Origin of the sequence: Geminicoccus roseus DSM 18922, from assembly GCF_000427665.1 — a bacterium.
In the GTDB taxonomy this organism is placed as follows: domain Bacteria; phylum Pseudomonadota; class Alphaproteobacteria; order Geminicoccales; family Geminicoccaceae; genus Geminicoccus; species Geminicoccus roseus.
Genome location: NZ_KE386572.1, coordinates 2,864,351 through 2,880,022 on the forward strand (window position 1 = coordinate 2,864,351; position 15,672 = coordinate 2,880,022).

Below are 15,672 nucleotides of genomic sequence, written 5' to 3' on the forward strand. Positions count from 1 at the left end.
CCGACGAAGGGAGCATGGCAGAGGCTGGTTAACGAAAGCTTATCGCCGAAGCGAAAACCGGCGCGCCGGCACGGAGGTCGATCCCTGATGGCGCGAGGATCGCCGGGAGAATCCTCTGGGCCACCACTGCTCAGCACCGGATGCGGGAACGCCCGAGGCGCCGCGCCATCAGCCTTCCTTCGTCAGGGATGGACAAACGGAGCGGGACGTCCGCAGGAACAGCAGGGGCGCGACGCTCAAGGCGGGCTGGGCTGGCGCGAAGACGAGGTTGCCGCGATCAGGACCAGCCGTGACGGTCGCAGGCACGCAGGTGCACTGGATGCCGGCGCTGCGAGCGGCCACCCCTTCGGGGGGGCGGCCGAACCCCGTGTCAGTGCGTGCCGGTGGCCGCGTAGGTCTCGATCGCCCCGCTGATCGATCCGAGGATGTCGGCCAGAAGGGCCTCGTCCTCGGCTTCGACCATCACGCGGATCAGCGGCTCGGTGCCGGAGGCCCGCACCAGCAGCCGGCCCTTGCGGCCCAGCCGCTCCTGGCCGTCCCGGATCAGGCTCTCGATGGCCGGCGCGGTGAGGTCGATGCGCTGCTTCACCCGGACATTGGAGAGACGCTGGGGAAGGGGAAGGAACGGCCGGGCGACCTCGCTCACCGGCCGGTTCTTCTTCAAGAGCACCGCCAGCACCTGCAATGCGGCCAGGAGGCCGTCGCCGGTGGTGCCGAAATCGGTCATGATGATGTGGCCGGACTGCTCGCCGCCCAGATTGAAACCGCCTGCGCGCATCTTCTCCACGACGTAGCGGTCGCCCACCTTGGTGCGGTGCAGGGGAAGGCCGCGCTCGGCCAGGAAATTCTCCAGGCCCAGATTGGACATCAGGGTCGCGACGACGCCGCCGCCGGTCAGCCGGCTCTCCTCCTGCCACTGCGAGGCGATCAGGGCGAGGACCTGGTCGCCGTCGATGACCTGCCCATGCTCGTCGACCATCACGACCCGATCGGCGTCGCCATCCAGGGCGATGCCCAGATCGGCGCCGTGGGCCAGCACGGCGCGGGCGACGTTCTCCGGATGGGTCGAGCCGCACTCATGGTTGATGTTGAAGCCGTTCGGCGAGGTGCCGACCCGGACCACCTCGGCGCCCAGCTCCCAGAACAGGTCCGGGGCGATGTGGTAGGCCGCGCCGTTGGCGCAATCCACAGCGATCTTCAGGCCCGACAGGGTCATTCCCCGCGGAAAGCTGCTCTTCAGGTATTCGATGTAGCGGCCATGCGCGTCGTCGATCCGCAGTGCCCGGCCAAGCTCGGCAGGCCCGGCCAGCGCCTGCGCCGTCTCCGCAAGAATTGCCCGTTCGATCTCTATCTCGATCGCATCGGACAGCTTGTAGCCGTCGGGGCCGAACAGCTTGATGCCATTGTCCTGATAGGCATTGTGCGAGGCGGAGATGACGACGCCCAGATCAGCACGCAGGGTGCGGGTCAGGAATGCCGCTGCCGGCGTCGGCAGCGGTCCGGCCAGCATCACGTCCATCCCGGCCGATACGAAGCCTGCGGTCAGCGCAGGCTCGATCATGTATCCGGAGAGCCGGGTGTCCTTGGCGATCACGACGCGGTGGCGATGATCGCCACGAACGAACACGCGCCCGGCCGCCTGACCAAGCCTCAGCGCCATATCGGCGGTCATCGGCCAAGTGTTCGCGGTGCCACGCACCCCATCCGTTCCGAACAGCCGCCGTTCCATAACCTGCCCGCCTCCATACGCGTCGCGGTGTCATCGTCCAACTGCAACCCTTGTGGGCGCAAGTCCATCAAAGTCGTAGCGTCCAGCCACCCGTGATGTCGCACCGCAGCAACCTTGCCACAGTGATTGCCATCACGTTCCCGGAGAACCGGTCGGTTGCGGCGCGGGCACTTCATCGCCTCGAAGCGGCTCGACTTGCGAAGCGGCCGTACCGGGAGGTAGCCCGACACCGCCGCGCGCTCGACCACATACGCTCTAAATCCTATAAGTCATCTTGCGAGCGGATTAAGCTTCACCAAGGAGGTCGCGATGGAAGCCGGGGACCGCGGCGAGATCCTATGGCCTGACGGCCGCTGCGAGCCGATCGAACGGCGTACCCGGCATCGGCATCTGCTGGTTTACGGCCGCTCGGCCGGCAAGAGTGCAGGACAGGAATCGGTGGACCGCCGGGCTCGCCAGCGCCCGGTCGACCTGATCCTGCGGGGGCGCGTCGTGGACCTGCTCCGCTAAGAACGGGTTCCGGCTGTTCAGTCCGAAGGGCCTGGGTCGTCGGAGGCACTCGTCGGTGGCAGGCGTTCCAGGCCGAGCAGGAAGCACTCGGAACTGTCGCTCCGGGTGGCGTCTGGGCGGATGATCCGGACGCTCTTGAAGATGTCCTTGGCCTGCTTCTGCAGGACCGCCTCCGCACCCCGGACCAGCTTGATCAGCACTGAACCGCCCGGCACCACATGAATGTCGGCGAACACCAGGACCGCTTCGCCGAGCTGCTCGGCACGCAGGCGGTCGACCAGCTTGCGGCCGGTAGAGGATGCGGCCATGTCGCTGAGCACGAGGTCCACCCGGGCGCCGACGCTCTCCGACAGCGCCCTTTCCGTTTCCTCGGAAAGAAAGTCCCCCTCGATGATCTTCACGCCGGGGATCGGCTCCATCGGCTGGAGATCGACCGCCACCACGGTGGCGCCCTTCTTGACGGCGTACTGGCTCCAGGATCCCGGCGCGGCACCCAGGTCGACCACGACCTGACCGGGCCGGATCAATCCGAACCGCTTCTCGATCTCCTCGAGCTTGAACACCGAGCGTGCCCGGTAGCCCAGCGCCTTCGCACGCTTCACGTAGGGGTCGTTGAGCTGCCGGTTCAGCCAGCGCTGCGACGAGGAGGAGTGGGCCCGCGCATCCTTCAGCCGGACCCGGGTACGGGAGCCATCACTGCTCATGCAAAGAATCCGACAGGAGCCAGGAGTTGGTGCAGGTTCTTGCCGAGCAGTCCGTTCAGGATGCCCTCGCGCACGCCGCGGTCCGCAACATGGAGGCGCTCGATCGGCCAGACCCGGCAGACCGCGTCCAGGATGGCGCAGCCTGCCACCACCAGATCGGCGCGGCCCTTGCCGATGCAAGGGTGCGCCGCACGTTCGGCATTGCTGAGGGTGCGCAGGTGGCGGCCGACCGAATCGAGGACATCATAGTCCAGCAGCGCGCCGTCCACCCGGCGCCGGTCGTAGCGGCGCAGGCCCAGATGAATGGCCGCCATGGTCGTGACGGTCCCGGAGGTGCCCAGGACTTGCGTGGTGCCCTGCAGCCCATGGCGGGCGAAGTGCTGGATCTGCTCGTAGGCCGTGAGACGGCGCTCGACAAAGCCGACCATGCGATCATAGCGCTCGGCGTTCGGGTCCGACCCGAAGCTCTCCGACAAGGTGACCACGCCCAGCGGCAGCGACAGCGACACCGCACCGCCATCCTCCGGGGTGCGGGTCCGGTCCAGCCACATCAGCTCCGTCGAACCGCCGCCGATGTCGATCATCAGCAGATGCCGCGCATCCTGGTCGACCAGGGGGAGGCAGCCGAGCAGCGCCAGGGCGGCCTCCTCCTCCTGATCCAGCACCTCCAGCTGGATCCCCGTCTGCCGGTAGACCCGCTCGACAAAGGCCGGTCCGTTCTCGGCCCGTCGGCACGCCTCGGTCGCCACGCAGCGTGCCAGGGTTACCCCGCGCTTCGCCATGATGCTGCGGCAGACCCGGATCGCCGCGATGGTGCGGGCCATGGCGCCATCGGACAGGCGACCGGTATAGGCGAGGCCTTCGCCCAGCCGGACAATCCTGGAAAAGCTGTCGACCACGTCGAAGCTGCTGCCGGCCTCCTTGGCCACGAGCAGCCTGCAATTGTTGGTGCCGAGGTCGAGAGCCGCCAGCACAGGAGCGATCTCTGCGTCAGACTCGCCTGCTTCCAGAAGTTCGTTGTCATCCTCGGCTAACATAAAACGATCATAGTGCCGCGCCGGCCCCGTACGCAACGTACGCCGATGCAAGGGCGCCCGGCGCCATCGTCAAAGGCCCGGCTTGCTTGCGGGACCCAAGCGGTCCCTGCTACCGGCATTCTCCATCCGCGGGGGGGTGGCAGGTGCCGCCATACCTCGCCGCCGCCAGAGCTCCATGAGACGGCAGCCTGCCGAAACCGGGTGAAGATGAGCACGATCCGATCGCTTCTCGCAGCTGCCGTCGTTCTCGGCCTGGGGGCATGTTCCAGCGACAATGCCGGGTTCGGGAGCACAGCTCCCTACTGCCCCCGGCCAACCCTGGTCGCCGACCTGCAGTCCACCGAGAAGGGCGACGAGACTGGGCAGCTGGCATGGACGGCGCGGCTGGGCGATCTCGCCTCGATCTGCGATCCGCGCGAGTTCGACTATTTCGTAGAGATGGACGTCACCGTCGACCTGCGGACCGGCCCGGCCTTTGACGGAAGCCCGGTGCAGCTCGCCTATTTCGTCGCCGTCACCAACGAGAGCGGCGAGGTCGTCGACAAGCAGACCTTTCCCGTGGTGATGCAGCCCGGGCGCAACGAGCGCCGGGCGCTGCGCCGGGAAACCCTGCGCCAGCGCCTGCCGCGGACCTACCAGGACGAGCCGGCGATCTGGTCGGTCCTGGTGGGCTTTGAGCCGACGGCACAGCAGGTGCGCGACCGGACCGGCGAGGCGCCGGCCACGGCCGAGCCTCCGGTCGCGCCCGAGCCGCCTGCGACCGAAGGGAATGCGGCGGGAAGTGGACAGTAGCCGACCGGCACCCTTAGAACTTTGCCCCATACCCGGCCGATGACGTTAGCCCGTCGATCGGCCGGCCACGTGGCACGGGCGACCGCCCGACCTCTCCAGGCCGGGTGCATCCCCTTGCCGCCTAGGGGGGCAAAAGATGACGGGCTTCGAGATCTTCCTATACTTCGTGGTGATCGCCTGCGGGGTGGCCGGGCTTGGCTATGGCGTGATGACGCGTGCCCAGGTCCTGGCACTCCCCGCAGGCAATGAACGAATGCAAGAGATCGCCAGCGCCATCCAGGAGGGTGCCGGGGCGTATCTGAACCGGCAGTACACCACCATCGCGATCGTCGGGGTGGTGATCCTGGTGATCCTCGGCGTCCTGCTCGGGATCTACCCGGCGATCGGGTTCGCGATCGGGGCACTGCTCTCGGGCGCGGCCGGGTTCATCGGCATGAACGTTTCGGTCCGGGCCAATGTCCGCACGGCGGAAGCAGCCCGCCAGGGGCTGGCGCGGGGCCTGGACGTGTCCTTCAAGGCGGGTGCCGTTACCGGCATGCTCGTGGTCGCCCTGGGCCTCTTGGGCGTGTCGCTCTATTTCGGCCTGCTCCTCGCCATGGGCGTCGATGAGCGCAAGATCCTGGAAGCCCTTGTCGGCCTGTCCTTCGGCGCCTCTCTGATCTCGATTTTTGCTCGACTTGGCGGCGGCATCTTCACCAAGGGTGCCGATGTAGGCGCCGACCTGGTTGGCAAGGTCGAGGCAGGCATTCCTGAGGATGACCCGCGCAATCCGGCCGTGATCGCGGACAATGTCGGCGACAATGTCGGCGACTGCGCCGGCATGGCCGCCGACCTGTTCGAAACCTACGCGGTGACCATGGTCGCCACCATGCTGCTTGGCGCAATCTTCTTTGACGGCGCCCAGCAGGCTACCCTGATGCTGTTCCCGCTGGTGGTGGGCGGCGCCTGCCTGATCGCGTCGATCGTGGGCACCTACTTCGTCAAGCTCGGCGCGAACAACAACATCATGACAGCCCTCTACAAGGGCTTCATCGTGGCGGCGGCGATCTCGGCGGTCCTGCTGCTGCTCTTCTGCCTCATCATGCTGGGCGGGGTGGACTTCACGCCCTCCGTCGGCAGGCCGTTCGGCTGGCTCAACGTGTTTGGCTGCACGCTGGTGGGCCTGGCGGTCACCGGCCTCATGATGTGGATCACCGACTACTACACGTCGACCGCTCATGGTCCGGTCCGCTCGATCGCGAAGTCCAGCGAGACCGGCCACGGCACCAACGTGATCCAGGGACTGGCGGTGTCCATGGAAGGGACCGCGCTTCCGGTTCTGGTGATCTGCGCCGGGATCCTGGTCAGCTACCTGCTGGCCGGCATCTACGGCATCGCCGTCGCCGCGACGACGATGCTGGCGCTGACCGGCGTGGTGGTCGGCCTGGATGCCTACGGGCCGGTGACCGACAATGCCGGCGGCATCGCCGAGATGGCGGACCTGCCCAAGGAGGTCCGTGTCACGACCGATGCGCTGGATGCCGTGGGCAACACCACCAAGGCGGTCACCAAGGGCTACGCGATCGGCTCCGCGGGCCTCGCCGCGGTGGTGCTGTTCGCCGCCTACGTGCAGGATCTGGGGCATTACTTCCCGCAGTACGCCAATCTCGCCTTCAACCTGTCCGACCCCTATGTGGTGATCGGCCTCTTCGTCGGCGGCCTGCTGCCCTATCTGTTCGGCTCCATGGGGATGAAGGCGGTCGGCCGCTCGGCTGGGGCGATCGTCGAGGAGGTTCGCCGCCAGTTCCGCGAGAATCCCGGCATCATGGCCGGCACCTCCAAGCCGGACTACAGCCGGGCGGTTGATATGCTGACCAAGGCTGCGATCAAGGAGATGATCCTGCCGTCGCTGCTGCCGGTCCTGGCGCCGATCGTGCTCTACCTGATCATCGCGGCCGTCGACAGCCAGGCCCAGGCCTTCGTGGCGCTGGGCGCGATGCTGCTCGGCACCATCGTGACCGGCATCTTCGTGGCGATCTCGATGACCACCGGCGGTGGTGCGTGGGACAATGCGAAGAAGCTGATCGAGGAGGGGCATCACGGCGGCAAGGGCTCCGACGCCCACAAGGCCGCGGTGACCGGCGACACGGTCGGCGATCCCTATAAGGACACGGCCGGTCCGGCGATCAATCCAATGATCAAGATCATCAACATCGTGGCGCTGCTGATTCTTGCGGCGATGGGCGGCATGGCCGCAGGCTGACCAAGCCGGATCCATCGGCAAAAACTGGCCCGGCCGGAGCGATCCGGCCGGGCTTCGTCATGTTGGGAGCGCTGGAACCCGCTCAGCTGCCGGGGCGGCCTGTCTGGCTCCAGAAGGGTGGCGCCCGGTCACGCGGCTTGGAGTCGGTGTTGAAGCGCCCGATATTGCCCAGGAGCTGCTGCGCGAGGCTGAGCTCATTGCCGGTCGTCGGGGTCACGTCAGTGACCGGCGTGATCGGTTCGGCCTGGGAAAGGTCCGCGCGCTGGATGTCGCTGACCAGCCCGTCCTCGCCGAACGTGATCGCCAGGACCTGCTGGTCGGTGATCTCCGCCTGATAGAACGACTTGCGTTCCGTCTTCTGAGACACGTAGTACCACTGGTTGTCTTCGAACGTCGCCAGTGCGGAGGGCGAGCCCATCAGCCGCGTCACCTCCTGCTTGGATGTCACCCCCGGAATGATGGCTCCGGCCATATCGGCATCGAACCGATGGCCGTGGTTGTCGATCGTGGGCGAACACGCTCCGAGGCCGAACAGGGCCAGTGCAGGAAGCATGAGCCGAATCGTGCGGCGCGACGTCATCGGAAGGGCTCGATCCTTAACCTTGGCGGGCGGGACACCGGCCTGCGACCAGCGTCACGGAAACTTAATCGCATGAACTCTGCGCAACAAGGCGGGATCGTCGCCCGCCTCCGGAGGCTGGTCTCCTCCGGTGGAAAGGAAACCGCCGCGGCCACTCTCTATGCTGAGGCGGTGAGAAGGGCGCGGCGCCCGGAACTGTTCAACCAGTTCGGGGTGCCCGACACGCCCGCAGGGCGCTACGAGATGGTGGCGTGGCAGGTGCTGGTGCAACTCGCGGCGCTGACCGGCCGGAGCGGGGTGGACCCGCGTCTCGGTCAGGTCCTGGTCGACCACATGTTCACGGACATGGACCGCTCGCTGCGCGAGATCGGCGTCGGGGACCTCTCCGTGGGACGGGAGATGCGCAAGCTCGGGGAGACCTGGCAGGCCAGGGTCGTCCTGGCGGAGCGGGTGCTTCCGCTGCCGGGCCGGTCGACCGGGCCGGAGGCCCTGCAGGAACTCGCGGCGTTCCTGGAGAAGAACCTGGCCGGTGACGAGGGAAGTGCCGACGTCGACGGGCCGGGGCTTGCCCGGGATCTGCTGGCGGTTCTCCAGCGCCTTCGCGCCGAGGGCTGAGACCGGCGATCCATTCCGCGCACCTTGACCCCCCAAAGTCCGGGCCCTACTTTCCGCGCCCAATCGTGGGTAGCCATGCAACCAGGGCCCGGTCATCAATCCGGCCGAAGGTCGGCCTTGTCGTTTCGTAGCTGGTATCCATCCTATGGTGCTGAGGTGGCGCGCGGGGACGATGGCGCTGCGGGGGATGTGCGTGGACTGGTCGGTTGAATTCCAGCGTCGCCAGAAGGTGGACCAGGTCACTGGCACGCCGGTGATGGTGCACATCGAGGCGAAGCCGGATGAGCGGGTTGCAGTGGCCAAGCGACTCGAACTTCAGGACGTCGAAGCGCTGCAGGCGGAATGCACCCTGGATCGGCCGGCGCCAGGCGACAATGTCCGCCTGCGCGGACGTCTGAAGGCGAAGGTGACCCAGACCTGCGTGGTCACGCTCGAGCCGCTGCCGGTGGAACTCTCCGCAGAGTTCGAGCGGCTGTATGTGCCGGGATGGACCCCCTCCATGGAGGAGGGGGCCGAGACGATCGACGCCGAGGCACCCGACATGGAGCCCCTGGAAGGCGATACGATCGATCTGGGCGAAACGGTCGTGGAAGAACTGTCGCTGGCGCTGGATCCTCATCCGCGCCTGCCGGGAGTCGAGCCCGACCTTGCAGGAGGGGACGATGCCCCAAGCCCGTTCCAGGCCCTTGCGGCGCTCCGCCGATCATGAGCCTGATCATCGCGCTTGACCTCATGGGTGGCGACAACGCGCCCGAGATCGTCGTCGACGGCGCGGCCCTCGCCCGCAAGCGCTTTCCCGAGGTGAGCTTCCTGCTGTTCGGCGACGAAGCCAAGGTCCGGCCGCATCTGGCCCGGCATCCCGAGATCGCGGCGATGCCGCTGGTCCACACCGCCGATTTTGTTGCGGGCGATGCCAAGCCCTCGCTGGCGTTGCGCCAGGGGCGTCAGTCGTCGATGCGGCTGGCGATCAACGCGGTGAAGGACGGCTCGGCCGCGGCCGCCGTTTCGGCCGGCAACACCGGCGCCCTGATGGCGATGGCGAAGTTCGTCCTGAAGACGCTGCCGGGCATCGACCGGCCGGCGATCGCCGGACCGATGCCGACCAAGCAGAACACCGCGGTGGTCCTCGATCTTGGCGCCAACGTCGACTGCAACGTCGAGCATCTGGTCCAGTTCGCGGTGATGGGGCATGTGTTCGCGCGGATCGTCACCGGGGTGGCGGAACCCAAGATCGGCCTGCTCAACATCGGCACCGAGGACCTCAAGGGCAACGAGGTCATCCGGGGTGCCGCGGCTACCTTGCGGGCCAGTCCCCTTGGCCGGGATTTCTATGGGTTCGTGGAAGGTACCGACGTCACCAACGGTGCGGTCGACGTGGTGGTCACCGACGGCTTCACCGGGAATGTCGCGCTCAAGATCGCCGAGGGAACTGCCAGCATGTACAGTTCCTTCCTGCGACAGGCCTTCCGTTCGGGCTGGCGAGCCAAGATCGGCTATCTGCTCGCCAAGCCGGCCCTGGACGGGCTCCGCACCCGCCTCGACCCGCGCCGCTACAACGGCGCCATGCTGCTCGGGCTGAACGGCGTCGTGGTGAAGAGCCATGGCGGAACCGACGCCGTCGGGTTCGGGCATGCGATCGGCGCGGCGGTCGAGTTGGTCCGGGCCAGCGCGAACGAGCGGATCATCGAGGAAATGACCAGCGTCGCCGGGCGGGATGCCGGCGCACCTGCCGCTGTGGCCGGCTGAGGTTCATCATGTTGCGTTCGATCGTCCTCGGTATCGGCTCCTATCTTCCTGCGCGGATGGTCACCAACGACGAGCTCGCGCAGACCGTCGACACATCGGACGAGTGGATCCGCGAGCGGACCGGCATCACCCGCCGCTACTTCGCCGCCGAAGGCGAGACCACCTCGGATCTGGCCGTGGCGGCTGCCATGCGGGCGATCGAGGATGCCGGGATCGAGCCCGCCTCCATCGATCTGGTGCTGGTCGCCACGTCCACCCCCGACAACACCTTTCCTGCCACCGCCACGGCGGTCCAGCGCAAGCTTGGTCTCCCGGTCGGGGTCGCGTTCGACATCCAGGCCGTCTGCGCCGGGTTCGCCTACGCGCTCTCGGTGGCCGACGCGATGCTGGTCACCGGCCGTGTCAGGCGGGCGCTGGTGATCGGCGCGGAGACCTTCTCGCGCATCCTCGACTTCGGTGATCGCTCGACCTGCGTCCTGTTCGGCGATGGCGCCGGCGCGATGATCCTGAGCGCAGTGGAAGCCTCGGGGCGGGTGACCGACCGTGGCGTTCTCGCCACCGCCCTGGGTGCGGATGGCCGCCAGTACGATCATCTCTACGTCGATGGCGGCGTTTCCGCGACCAGGACGGTGGGTGTCCTGCGGATGAACGGGCGGGAAGTCTTCCGCCATGCCGTGCAGCGGCTGTCGGAGGCCGCGATCGAGGTCGTCGCGAAGGCTGGCCTCCGGCTTGCCGATGTCGACTACCTGATCCCGCACCAGGCCAACCGGCGGATCATCGAGGCGGTGGGCAAGCGCCTGGATCTGTCGGCCGATCATGTCGTGATGACCGTCGATCAGCATGCCAATACGTCGGCTGCGTCGATTCCTTTGGCGCTGGACGTCGCGGTGAAGGATGGGCGGATCAGTCAAGGCGACCTGCTCGTGCTGAATGCGATGGGAGGTGGCTTCACCTGGGGCGCTACCCTGCTCCGCTGGTGACCAATCCGCGTCTGCCGCCCGCCAGTCATCTCCCTCCGGTTGCTATCGCCTCTGGCGCGAACTGATCGACGCTCTTCTCTTGCGTTGAAGGATCGCGTTGATTTACCGTGACTTGGCGAGTGGTTCTGCCGAGAGGGACGAGATCCAGCATGGCCGAGCGGACGGTCACACGGGCGCATCTGGCGGAGGCCGTCTTCCAGGAGGTTGGGCTGTCCCGGAGCGAATCGGCGACCCTGGTCGACGAGGTGCTTGATCGGGTCTCCGAAGCCCTGATCTCCGATGGAACGGTGAAGATCTCGTCGTTCGGCACCTTTGCGGTGCGCCAGAAGGGCGAGCGGCTGGGGCGCAATCCCAAGACCGGCGAGGAAGTGCCGATCCTGCCGAGGCGGGTGCTGGTGTTCCGGCCGTCGCAGGTGCTCAAGGCCCGGTTGAACGGCGAAGATCCGCCGACCGCGGCGGATCGCGACGCATGAGCGAGACCTTGGTCGGAGCAGCAGGCGGAACCAGCGACCGCTCCGTGCGCTCGACCAAGGCGGCCAGCGCATTTCGCACCATCAGCGAGGTGGCGGAGGAACTGGACGTGGCGCAGCACGTCCTCCGCTTCTGGGAAAGCAAGTTTCCGCAGGTCCGTCCGCTCAAGCGGGGTGGCGGTCGCCGTTATTATCGACCCGAGGACATCGATCTCCTTCGCCGGATCCGCAGCCTGCTCTATGACGAGGGCTATACGATCAAGGGCGTGCAGAAGCTCCTGCGGGTACGGCGGCGTGGGCCGTCCGACGCAGGCGAGGCTGCGGCCAACGCTCCCGGCAGCCAGCCCGAGATCCCGCGGATCCCGGCACCGTCGAATCCGCCGGTTCCGGCTGCCGTGCCGCCCGGCCTCCCGGACGACCGGCCGTCGCCGGACCGGCAGGGGGCGGCAGCCCCGGAGATGGCGGAGCAGCGTCAGGCTCTGGTCGAGCTTCGGGATGAATTGCTTGTCCTGGCCGAGTATGCCCAGCAAATCGCGGATCAGGCAAAGCTGTCATTGTCGGAACCCTGATACGGTGCTATCGACCCCTCCGCACGGAGCGTGGCGCAGCCCGGTTAGCGCACCAGTCTGGGGGACTGGGGGTCGGGAGTTCGAATCTCCCCGCTCCGACCATTCTCCCGAGTGAGGCGGCCCGCTGATGTTCTGGCCCAGGACAGCCGCTAAGCGTACCGATCCGGGCGCTGATGTTCCGCCCCGATATCTGCTCTCCCAAGCCTGCGCAGGACCTTCTGCTGCTGCCTTCCAGCCAGCGACGCCGTCTGGGGCTACGTGAAGCGGTGGTGGCGGTTCATTTCAAAGACAGAACGATCCACGGCCGGTAGAACCTTCAACGATGGCCCTGAGAAGAGCTTCACCGACCTTGCGCGTAACTTCGCAAGAGGTCGCAAGGTCTCGGATCGGCTCGAAGCTGGGTTCAATGCGGATTGAAACGTTGCCGCAGCTCCCGGCGACTCGGCCCCGGATGTTCAATTGCTTGACCAGAAGCCTCTCGCGGATTCGGCTCTTGGTCGTATCGGCCCCAGCATCGTCTCGCCGTGGTAGAGGCGGCTTGGCAGGAGGGGCGTGAGGTCGGGGTTGGCCGCGCTGTGCGGATGCGGAGACCTTCTGCTCGACCCCCAGAGACACCTGTCGGCCTTGACCGGTCGACAAAATATCCATAATGCTGGATGTATCGATATCAAGGGGTCTGCCGAGGCCTTGGCTGCCTTTGCACGGACGATCCGGCTGGAAACCTTCTGCGTGCTCATGAGGCGTGGGCCTGTTGACGCCTTCAATTGCAGAACTCCTCCTATGTTGCCCATCGAATGGGACAACCTCATGACGGAAGACTTCCCAAGATGCCGCTCCGTGGATCAGCGATGCCGCCCGGCTTCGGGCAGGCTTGGTCAGAGAACGGAGGAGCTTGGGGCTCGGAACGGGCCAGCCTCGACCACGGTGCCAGCCATGAGCGTCACGGCCACCATCTATGGCCGCGTCGCCGATGAGGCTCCTCCAGTCTGGCCGGGGCGCTTGAACGCCATTCATGGCGGTGCCCCGGGTTTGGCAGCCGCCGTCGCACGTCGGATGGCCCAGAAGCCGAAATGGCGAGCTCGAGATTTGATCAGCCTGCCGGGACGCTCGCTCCACCGGCTGGGCGCGAGATGTGCGGCGAAGGCGATCGGGCGCCTTCATCCGGATGCGGAGGATTCAACGTCATGAAGGTCGCGATCAACGGGATGGGTCGGATCGGCCGGCTGGCGCTGCGTGCCGCCTTCGGCGGCGTCGGCACGGGCATGCCCAGCCTGGATATTGTTCATCTCAACGAGATCAAGGGTGGACCGGCCGCCACCGCCCATCTGCTGGAGTTCGACAGCACCCATGGACGCTGGCGCACGGAGATCGCGGCGGACGATGGTGGGATTGCCATCGCAGGCAAGCAGCTTCGTTTCACGGAAGCGCCGCAGCCTGGAACGCTGAATTGGGGCGACCTCGGCATCGACATCGTCCTGGAATGCAGCGGCAAGTTCGTCACGGCGAAGTCGCTGGCTCCCTATTTCGAGCGGGGGGCAAAAGCCGTCATCGTAGCGGCTCCCGTCAAGGATGGGGCGCTGAACGTGGTGATGGGCTGCAACGACCATCTCTACAATCCGGCCGAGCATCGGCTGCTGACCGCCGCCTCCTGCACCACCAACTGCCTCGCACCGATCGTCAAGGTGATCCATGAGGGCATCGGGATCCGCCATGGCGCCGTCACGACCATCCATGACGTCACCAACACGCAGGTGCTGGTGGATGCGCCGCACAAGGACTTGCGGCGGGCTCGCTCCGCGCTGACCTCGCTGATCCCGACCACCACCGGATCGGCCACCGCGATCGGCCTGATCTATCCCGAGCTGCAGGGCAAGCTAAACGGCCAAGCGATCCGGGTGCCGCTTCTGAACGCGTCCCTGACGGACGCCGTCTTCGAGGTGGCGCGCCCAACCGATGTCGAGGAGGTCAACAATCTGCTGCGCATGGCGGCCGATGGCCCGCTTCGAGGCGTTCTTGGTTTCGAACACCGGCCACTCGTCTCGGTCGACTTTCGCAGCGACACCCGCTCGTCGATCGTCGACGGTCCCTCGACCATGGTCGTCGATAGCACATCCGTGAAGATCTTCGCCTGGTACGACAACGAGATGGGCTACGCGTGCCGGCTGGTCGATCTGGCGGCGAAGGTCGCTGGCAGCCTTCGACAGGACCGAGGATGAACCTGCGCAGCTACGGGATCGTGACGGCCGCCTACTGGGGCGAGACCATCACCGACGGCGCGCTGCACATGCTCGTCCTGCTGCATTTCTATACGCTGGGCTTCACGCCCTTCCAGGTCGCGACCCTGTTCGTCCTCTACGAGTTCTGCGGCATCGTCACCAACCTGATCGGCGGCTGGATCGCGGTGCGGTTCGGGCTGAAGCTCACCCTGTACAGCGGGCTGATCCTGCAGATCCTGGCCTTGCTCGGCCTGACGCTGCTCGATCCGGCCTGGCCGGTCTGGCTGTTGGTCCTCTACGCGGTGGCGGTTCAGGGATTGGCGGGGGTCGCCAAGGACCTGACCAAGATGAGCTCCAAGAGCGCCATCAAGCTGGTCGTGCCGGAGAACAGCGAGAGTGTGCTGTTCAAGTGGGTGGCAATCCTGACCGGCTCCAAGAATGCGATGAAGGGGATCGGGTTCTTCGTCGGCGGCCTGCTCCTGGCTACGATCGGCTTCATCTCCGGGCTGCTTCTGCTGGCTGCCTGTCTGGCCGTCGTCCTGGTGCTCGTGCTGGCGGCGCTGCCGCCTGACCTGGGTCGTGTCAAAGGGAAGGCACCCTTCAAGGGGATCTTCGCAAAGTCACTGGAAATCAACCTGCTGTCCGCAGCTCGCTTCTTCCTGTTTGGCGCCCGGGACATCTGGTTTGCGGTCGGGGTCCCGGTTTTCCTCTATGACGCCGCTGGCTGGAGCTTCACCCAGGTCGCGACCTTCCTGGCTGTCTGGGTGATCGGCTACGGCATCGTCCAGGCTGCAGCGCCCAAGCTGGTTCGCCAGACCGCCGGAAGCCTCGCGAGCGAGGTGCGGGTGGCTCGTGTCCTGGCGCTGGTGCTGGCCATGGTCCCGTTCGCCCTGGCCCTGACCCTGGCCGCGACCCTGCCATGGGAGATCGTCACCACCGTCGCCGAGCCGGCGGGTGACGTCCCGGCGCTGGCGGATCCGGGCCTGATCGTGGCCATCGGCCTGGGTATCTTCGGGATTGTCTTCGCTCTCAACTCCTCGCTGCACTCCTTCCTGATCCTGGCCTACTCCAATGCCGAGCGGGTCGCCCTGGACGTCGGCTTTTACTACATGGCGAATGCCGGAGGCCGTCTGGTCGGCTGTCTTCTCTCCGGTCTGACCTACCAGTTCTATGGGGTGCTCGGTTGCCTCGCCGGATCCTCTTCCTTCCTCCTGGCCAGCTGGCTGATCACCACGGCACTCCCGACGAACCGGGTACGTGGCAGTGGTACTCCGGCGCTTCAACGGTGACCCGAGCAGGATGGCGAAGGCATGACGATGGCCTTCGCCTCCTTGGCTCTCCCTCGGGTAGTCCTTCAAATCCTGAACTCCTGTGGTCGCCACGACGTTGCCCGAGGGGCGACGATCGCCCTGCGGGCCGAACCGGGCGCAAGCATCCGATGGAAGCAGATAACCGAGCTTGGTGCGCGCTACCTCCCGCCCC

Annotated in this window: 15 protein-coding genes and 1 tRNA gene; 12 read left to right on the forward strand and 4 right to left on the reverse strand. The window is 66.5% G+C overall.

Annotated elements, in window-relative coordinates; genetic code table 11:
• Nucleotides 1–370: 370 nt before the first annotated feature.
• Nucleotides 371–1,729 carry a phosphoglucosamine mutase gene (gene glmM / locus GEMRO_RS0114395; RefSeq protein WP_027134551.1) on the reverse strand — a complete coding sequence of 453 codons (1,359 nt, stop codon included), beginning with the start codon at nt 1,727–1,729 and terminating at the stop codon, nt 371–373.
• A 309-nt stretch (nt 1,730–2,038) separates the two neighbouring features.
• On the opposite strand from glmM, the gene GEMRO_RS0114400 reads away from it, so the two are divergent.
• A complete protein-coding gene (locus GEMRO_RS0114400) occupies nt 2,039–2,239 on the forward strand; it encodes a hypothetical protein (protein WP_027134552.1) in 201 nt (66 codons plus the stop codon).
• 17 nt (nt 2,240–2,256) lie between these two features.
• On the opposite strand, the gene GEMRO_RS0114405 is transcribed toward GEMRO_RS0114400, so the two are convergent.
• Together GEMRO_RS0114405 and GEMRO_RS29755 are read right to left on the reverse strand one after the other, a co-directional pair.
• Entirely contained in the window at nt 2,257–2,943 is a 687-nt protein-coding gene (locus GEMRO_RS0114405; protein WP_027134553.1) for an RlmE family RNA methyltransferase, read from the reverse strand.
• Complete coding sequence (locus GEMRO_RS29755) at nt 2,940–3,980, reverse strand: Ppx/GppA phosphatase family protein (protein WP_051329078.1); 1,041 nt, start codon at nt 3,978–3,980, stop codon at nt 2,940–2,942. Before GEMRO_RS29755 ends, GEMRO_RS0114405 begins: the two co-directional genes overlap by 4 nt.
• A 207-nt stretch (nt 3,981–4,187) precedes the next feature.
• Between GEMRO_RS29755 and GEMRO_RS0114415 the strand changes: the two genes are divergently transcribed.
• Nucleotides 4,188–4,772: a hypothetical protein gene (locus GEMRO_RS0114415; RefSeq protein ID WP_157505595.1), complete on the forward strand. Its 585-nt coding sequence runs from the start codon at nt 4,188–4,190 to the stop codon at nt 4,770–4,772.
• A gap of 136 nt (nt 4,773–4,908) precedes the next feature.
• Entirely contained in the window at nt 4,909–7,014 is a 2,106-nt protein-coding gene (locus GEMRO_RS0114420; protein WP_027134555.1) for a sodium-translocating pyrophosphatase, read from the forward strand.
• 82 nt (nt 7,015–7,096) lie between these two features.
• On the opposite strand, the gene GEMRO_RS29760 is transcribed toward GEMRO_RS0114420, so the two are convergent.
• A complete protein-coding gene (locus tag GEMRO_RS29760; protein WP_051329079.1) occupies nt 7,097–7,594 on the reverse strand; it encodes an outer membrane protein assembly factor BamE in 498 nt (165 codons plus the stop codon).
• A 72-nt stretch (nt 7,595–7,666) separates the two neighbouring features.
• Between GEMRO_RS29760 and GEMRO_RS33545 the strand changes: the two genes are divergently transcribed.
• From GEMRO_RS33545 to arsJ, 9 genes are all read left to right on the forward strand, one after another.
• The gene (locus GEMRO_RS33545) at nt 7,667–8,209 is read left to right on the forward strand and encodes a ubiquinol-cytochrome C chaperone family protein (RefSeq protein ID WP_169728390.1); all 543 of its coding nucleotides are present in this window, start codon (nt 7,667–7,669) and stop codon (nt 8,207–8,209) included.
• Nucleotides 8,210–8,381: 172 nt separating this feature from the next.
• Nucleotides 8,382–8,918: a YceD family protein gene (locus GEMRO_RS29770; protein ID WP_169728391.1), complete on the forward strand. Its 537-nt coding sequence runs from the start codon at nt 8,382–8,384 to the stop codon at nt 8,916–8,918.
• Entirely contained in the window at nt 8,915–9,955 is a 1,041-nt protein-coding gene (gene plsX / locus GEMRO_RS0114440) for a phosphate acyltransferase PlsX (protein WP_027134556.1), read from the forward strand. The genes GEMRO_RS29770 and plsX overlap by 4 nt, the downstream gene beginning before the upstream one ends.
• An 8-nt stretch (nt 9,956–9,963) precedes the next feature.
• Nucleotides 9,964–10,935, forward strand: a complete 972-nt coding sequence (locus GEMRO_RS0114445; RefSeq protein WP_027134557.1) for a beta-ketoacyl-ACP synthase III — start codon at nt 9,964–9,966, stop codon at nt 10,933–10,935.
• A gap of 149 nt (nt 10,936–11,084) precedes the next feature.
• On the forward strand, nt 11,085–11,408 hold the full coding sequence (locus GEMRO_RS0114450) for an integration host factor subunit alpha (protein WP_035485344.1): 324 nt from the start codon (nt 11,085–11,087) through the stop codon (nt 11,406–11,408).
• Entirely contained in the window at nt 11,405–11,974 is a 570-nt protein-coding gene (locus GEMRO_RS33550; RefSeq protein WP_084506979.1) for a MerR family transcriptional regulator, read from the forward strand. The genes GEMRO_RS0114450 and GEMRO_RS33550 overlap by 4 nt, the downstream gene beginning before the upstream one ends.
• 24 nt (nt 11,975–11,998) lie before the next feature.
• Nucleotides 11,999–12,076 (forward strand) — tRNA-Pro (locus GEMRO_RS0114460).
• Between the two features lie 1,082 nt (nt 12,077–13,158).
• Nucleotides 13,159–14,190: an ArsJ-associated glyceraldehyde-3-phosphate dehydrogenase gene (locus GEMRO_RS0114465; RefSeq protein ID WP_027134559.1), complete on the forward strand. Its 1,032-nt coding sequence runs from the start codon at nt 13,159–13,161 to the stop codon at nt 14,188–14,190.
• Nucleotides 14,187–15,479: an organoarsenical effux MFS transporter ArsJ gene (gene arsJ, locus GEMRO_RS0114470; protein ID WP_027134560.1), complete on the forward strand. Its 1,293-nt coding sequence runs from the start codon at nt 14,187–14,189 to the stop codon at nt 15,477–15,479. Before GEMRO_RS0114465 ends, arsJ begins: the two co-directional genes overlap by 4 nt.
• Nucleotides 15,480–15,672 lie beyond the last annotated feature (193 nt).

Coding starts and splice junctions, on each gene's coding strand:
- GEMRO_RS0114415 (WP_157505595.1), top strand. CDS start 4,188: ATGAGCACGATCCGATCGCTTCTCGCAGCTGCCGTCGTTCTCGGCCTG.
- GEMRO_RS0114450 (WP_035485344.1), top strand. CDS start 11,085: ATGGCCGAGCGGACGGTCACACGGGCGCATCTGGCGGAGGCCGTCTTC.
- GEMRO_RS0114400 (WP_027134552.1), top strand. CDS start 2,039: ATGGAAGCCGGGGACCGCGGCGAGATCCTATGGCCTGACGGCCGCTGC.
- arsJ (WP_027134560.1), top strand. CDS start 14,187: ATGAACCTGCGCAGCTACGGGATCGTGACGGCCGCCTACTGGGGCGAG.
- GEMRO_RS29770 (WP_169728391.1), top strand. CDS start 8,382: ATGGCGCTGCGGGGGATGTGCGTGGACTGGTCGGTTGAATTCCAGCGT.
- plsX (WP_027134556.1), top strand. CDS start 8,915: ATGAGCCTGATCATCGCGCTTGACCTCATGGGTGGCGACAACGCGCCC.
- GEMRO_RS0114465 (WP_027134559.1), top strand. CDS start 13,159: ATGAAGGTCGCGATCAACGGGATGGGTCGGATCGGCCGGCTGGCGCTG.
- GEMRO_RS29760 (WP_051329079.1), bottom strand. CDS start 7,594: ATGACGTCGCGCCGCACGATTCGGCTCATGCTTCCTGCACTGGCCCTG.
- glmM (WP_027134551.1), bottom strand. CDS start 1,729: ATGGAACGGCGGCTGTTCGGAACGGATGGGGTGCGTGGCACCGCGAAC.
- GEMRO_RS33550 (WP_084506979.1), top strand. CDS start 11,405: ATGAGCGAGACCTTGGTCGGAGCAGCAGGCGGAACCAGCGACCGCTCC.
- GEMRO_RS0114445 (WP_027134557.1), top strand. CDS start 9,964: ATGTTGCGTTCGATCGTCCTCGGTATCGGCTCCTATCTTCCTGCGCGG.
- GEMRO_RS29755 (WP_051329078.1), bottom strand. CDS start 3,980: ATGTTAGCCGAGGATGACAACGAACTTCTGGAAGCAGGCGAGTCTGAC.
- GEMRO_RS33545 (WP_169728390.1), top strand. CDS start 7,667: ATGAACTCTGCGCAACAAGGCGGGATCGTCGCCCGCCTCCGGAGGCTG.
- GEMRO_RS0114420 (WP_027134555.1), top strand. CDS start 4,909: ATGACGGGCTTCGAGATCTTCCTATACTTCGTGGTGATCGCCTGCGGG.
- GEMRO_RS0114405 (WP_027134553.1), bottom strand. CDS start 2,943: ATGAGCAGTGATGGCTCCCGTACCCGGGTCCGGCTGAAGGATGCGCGG.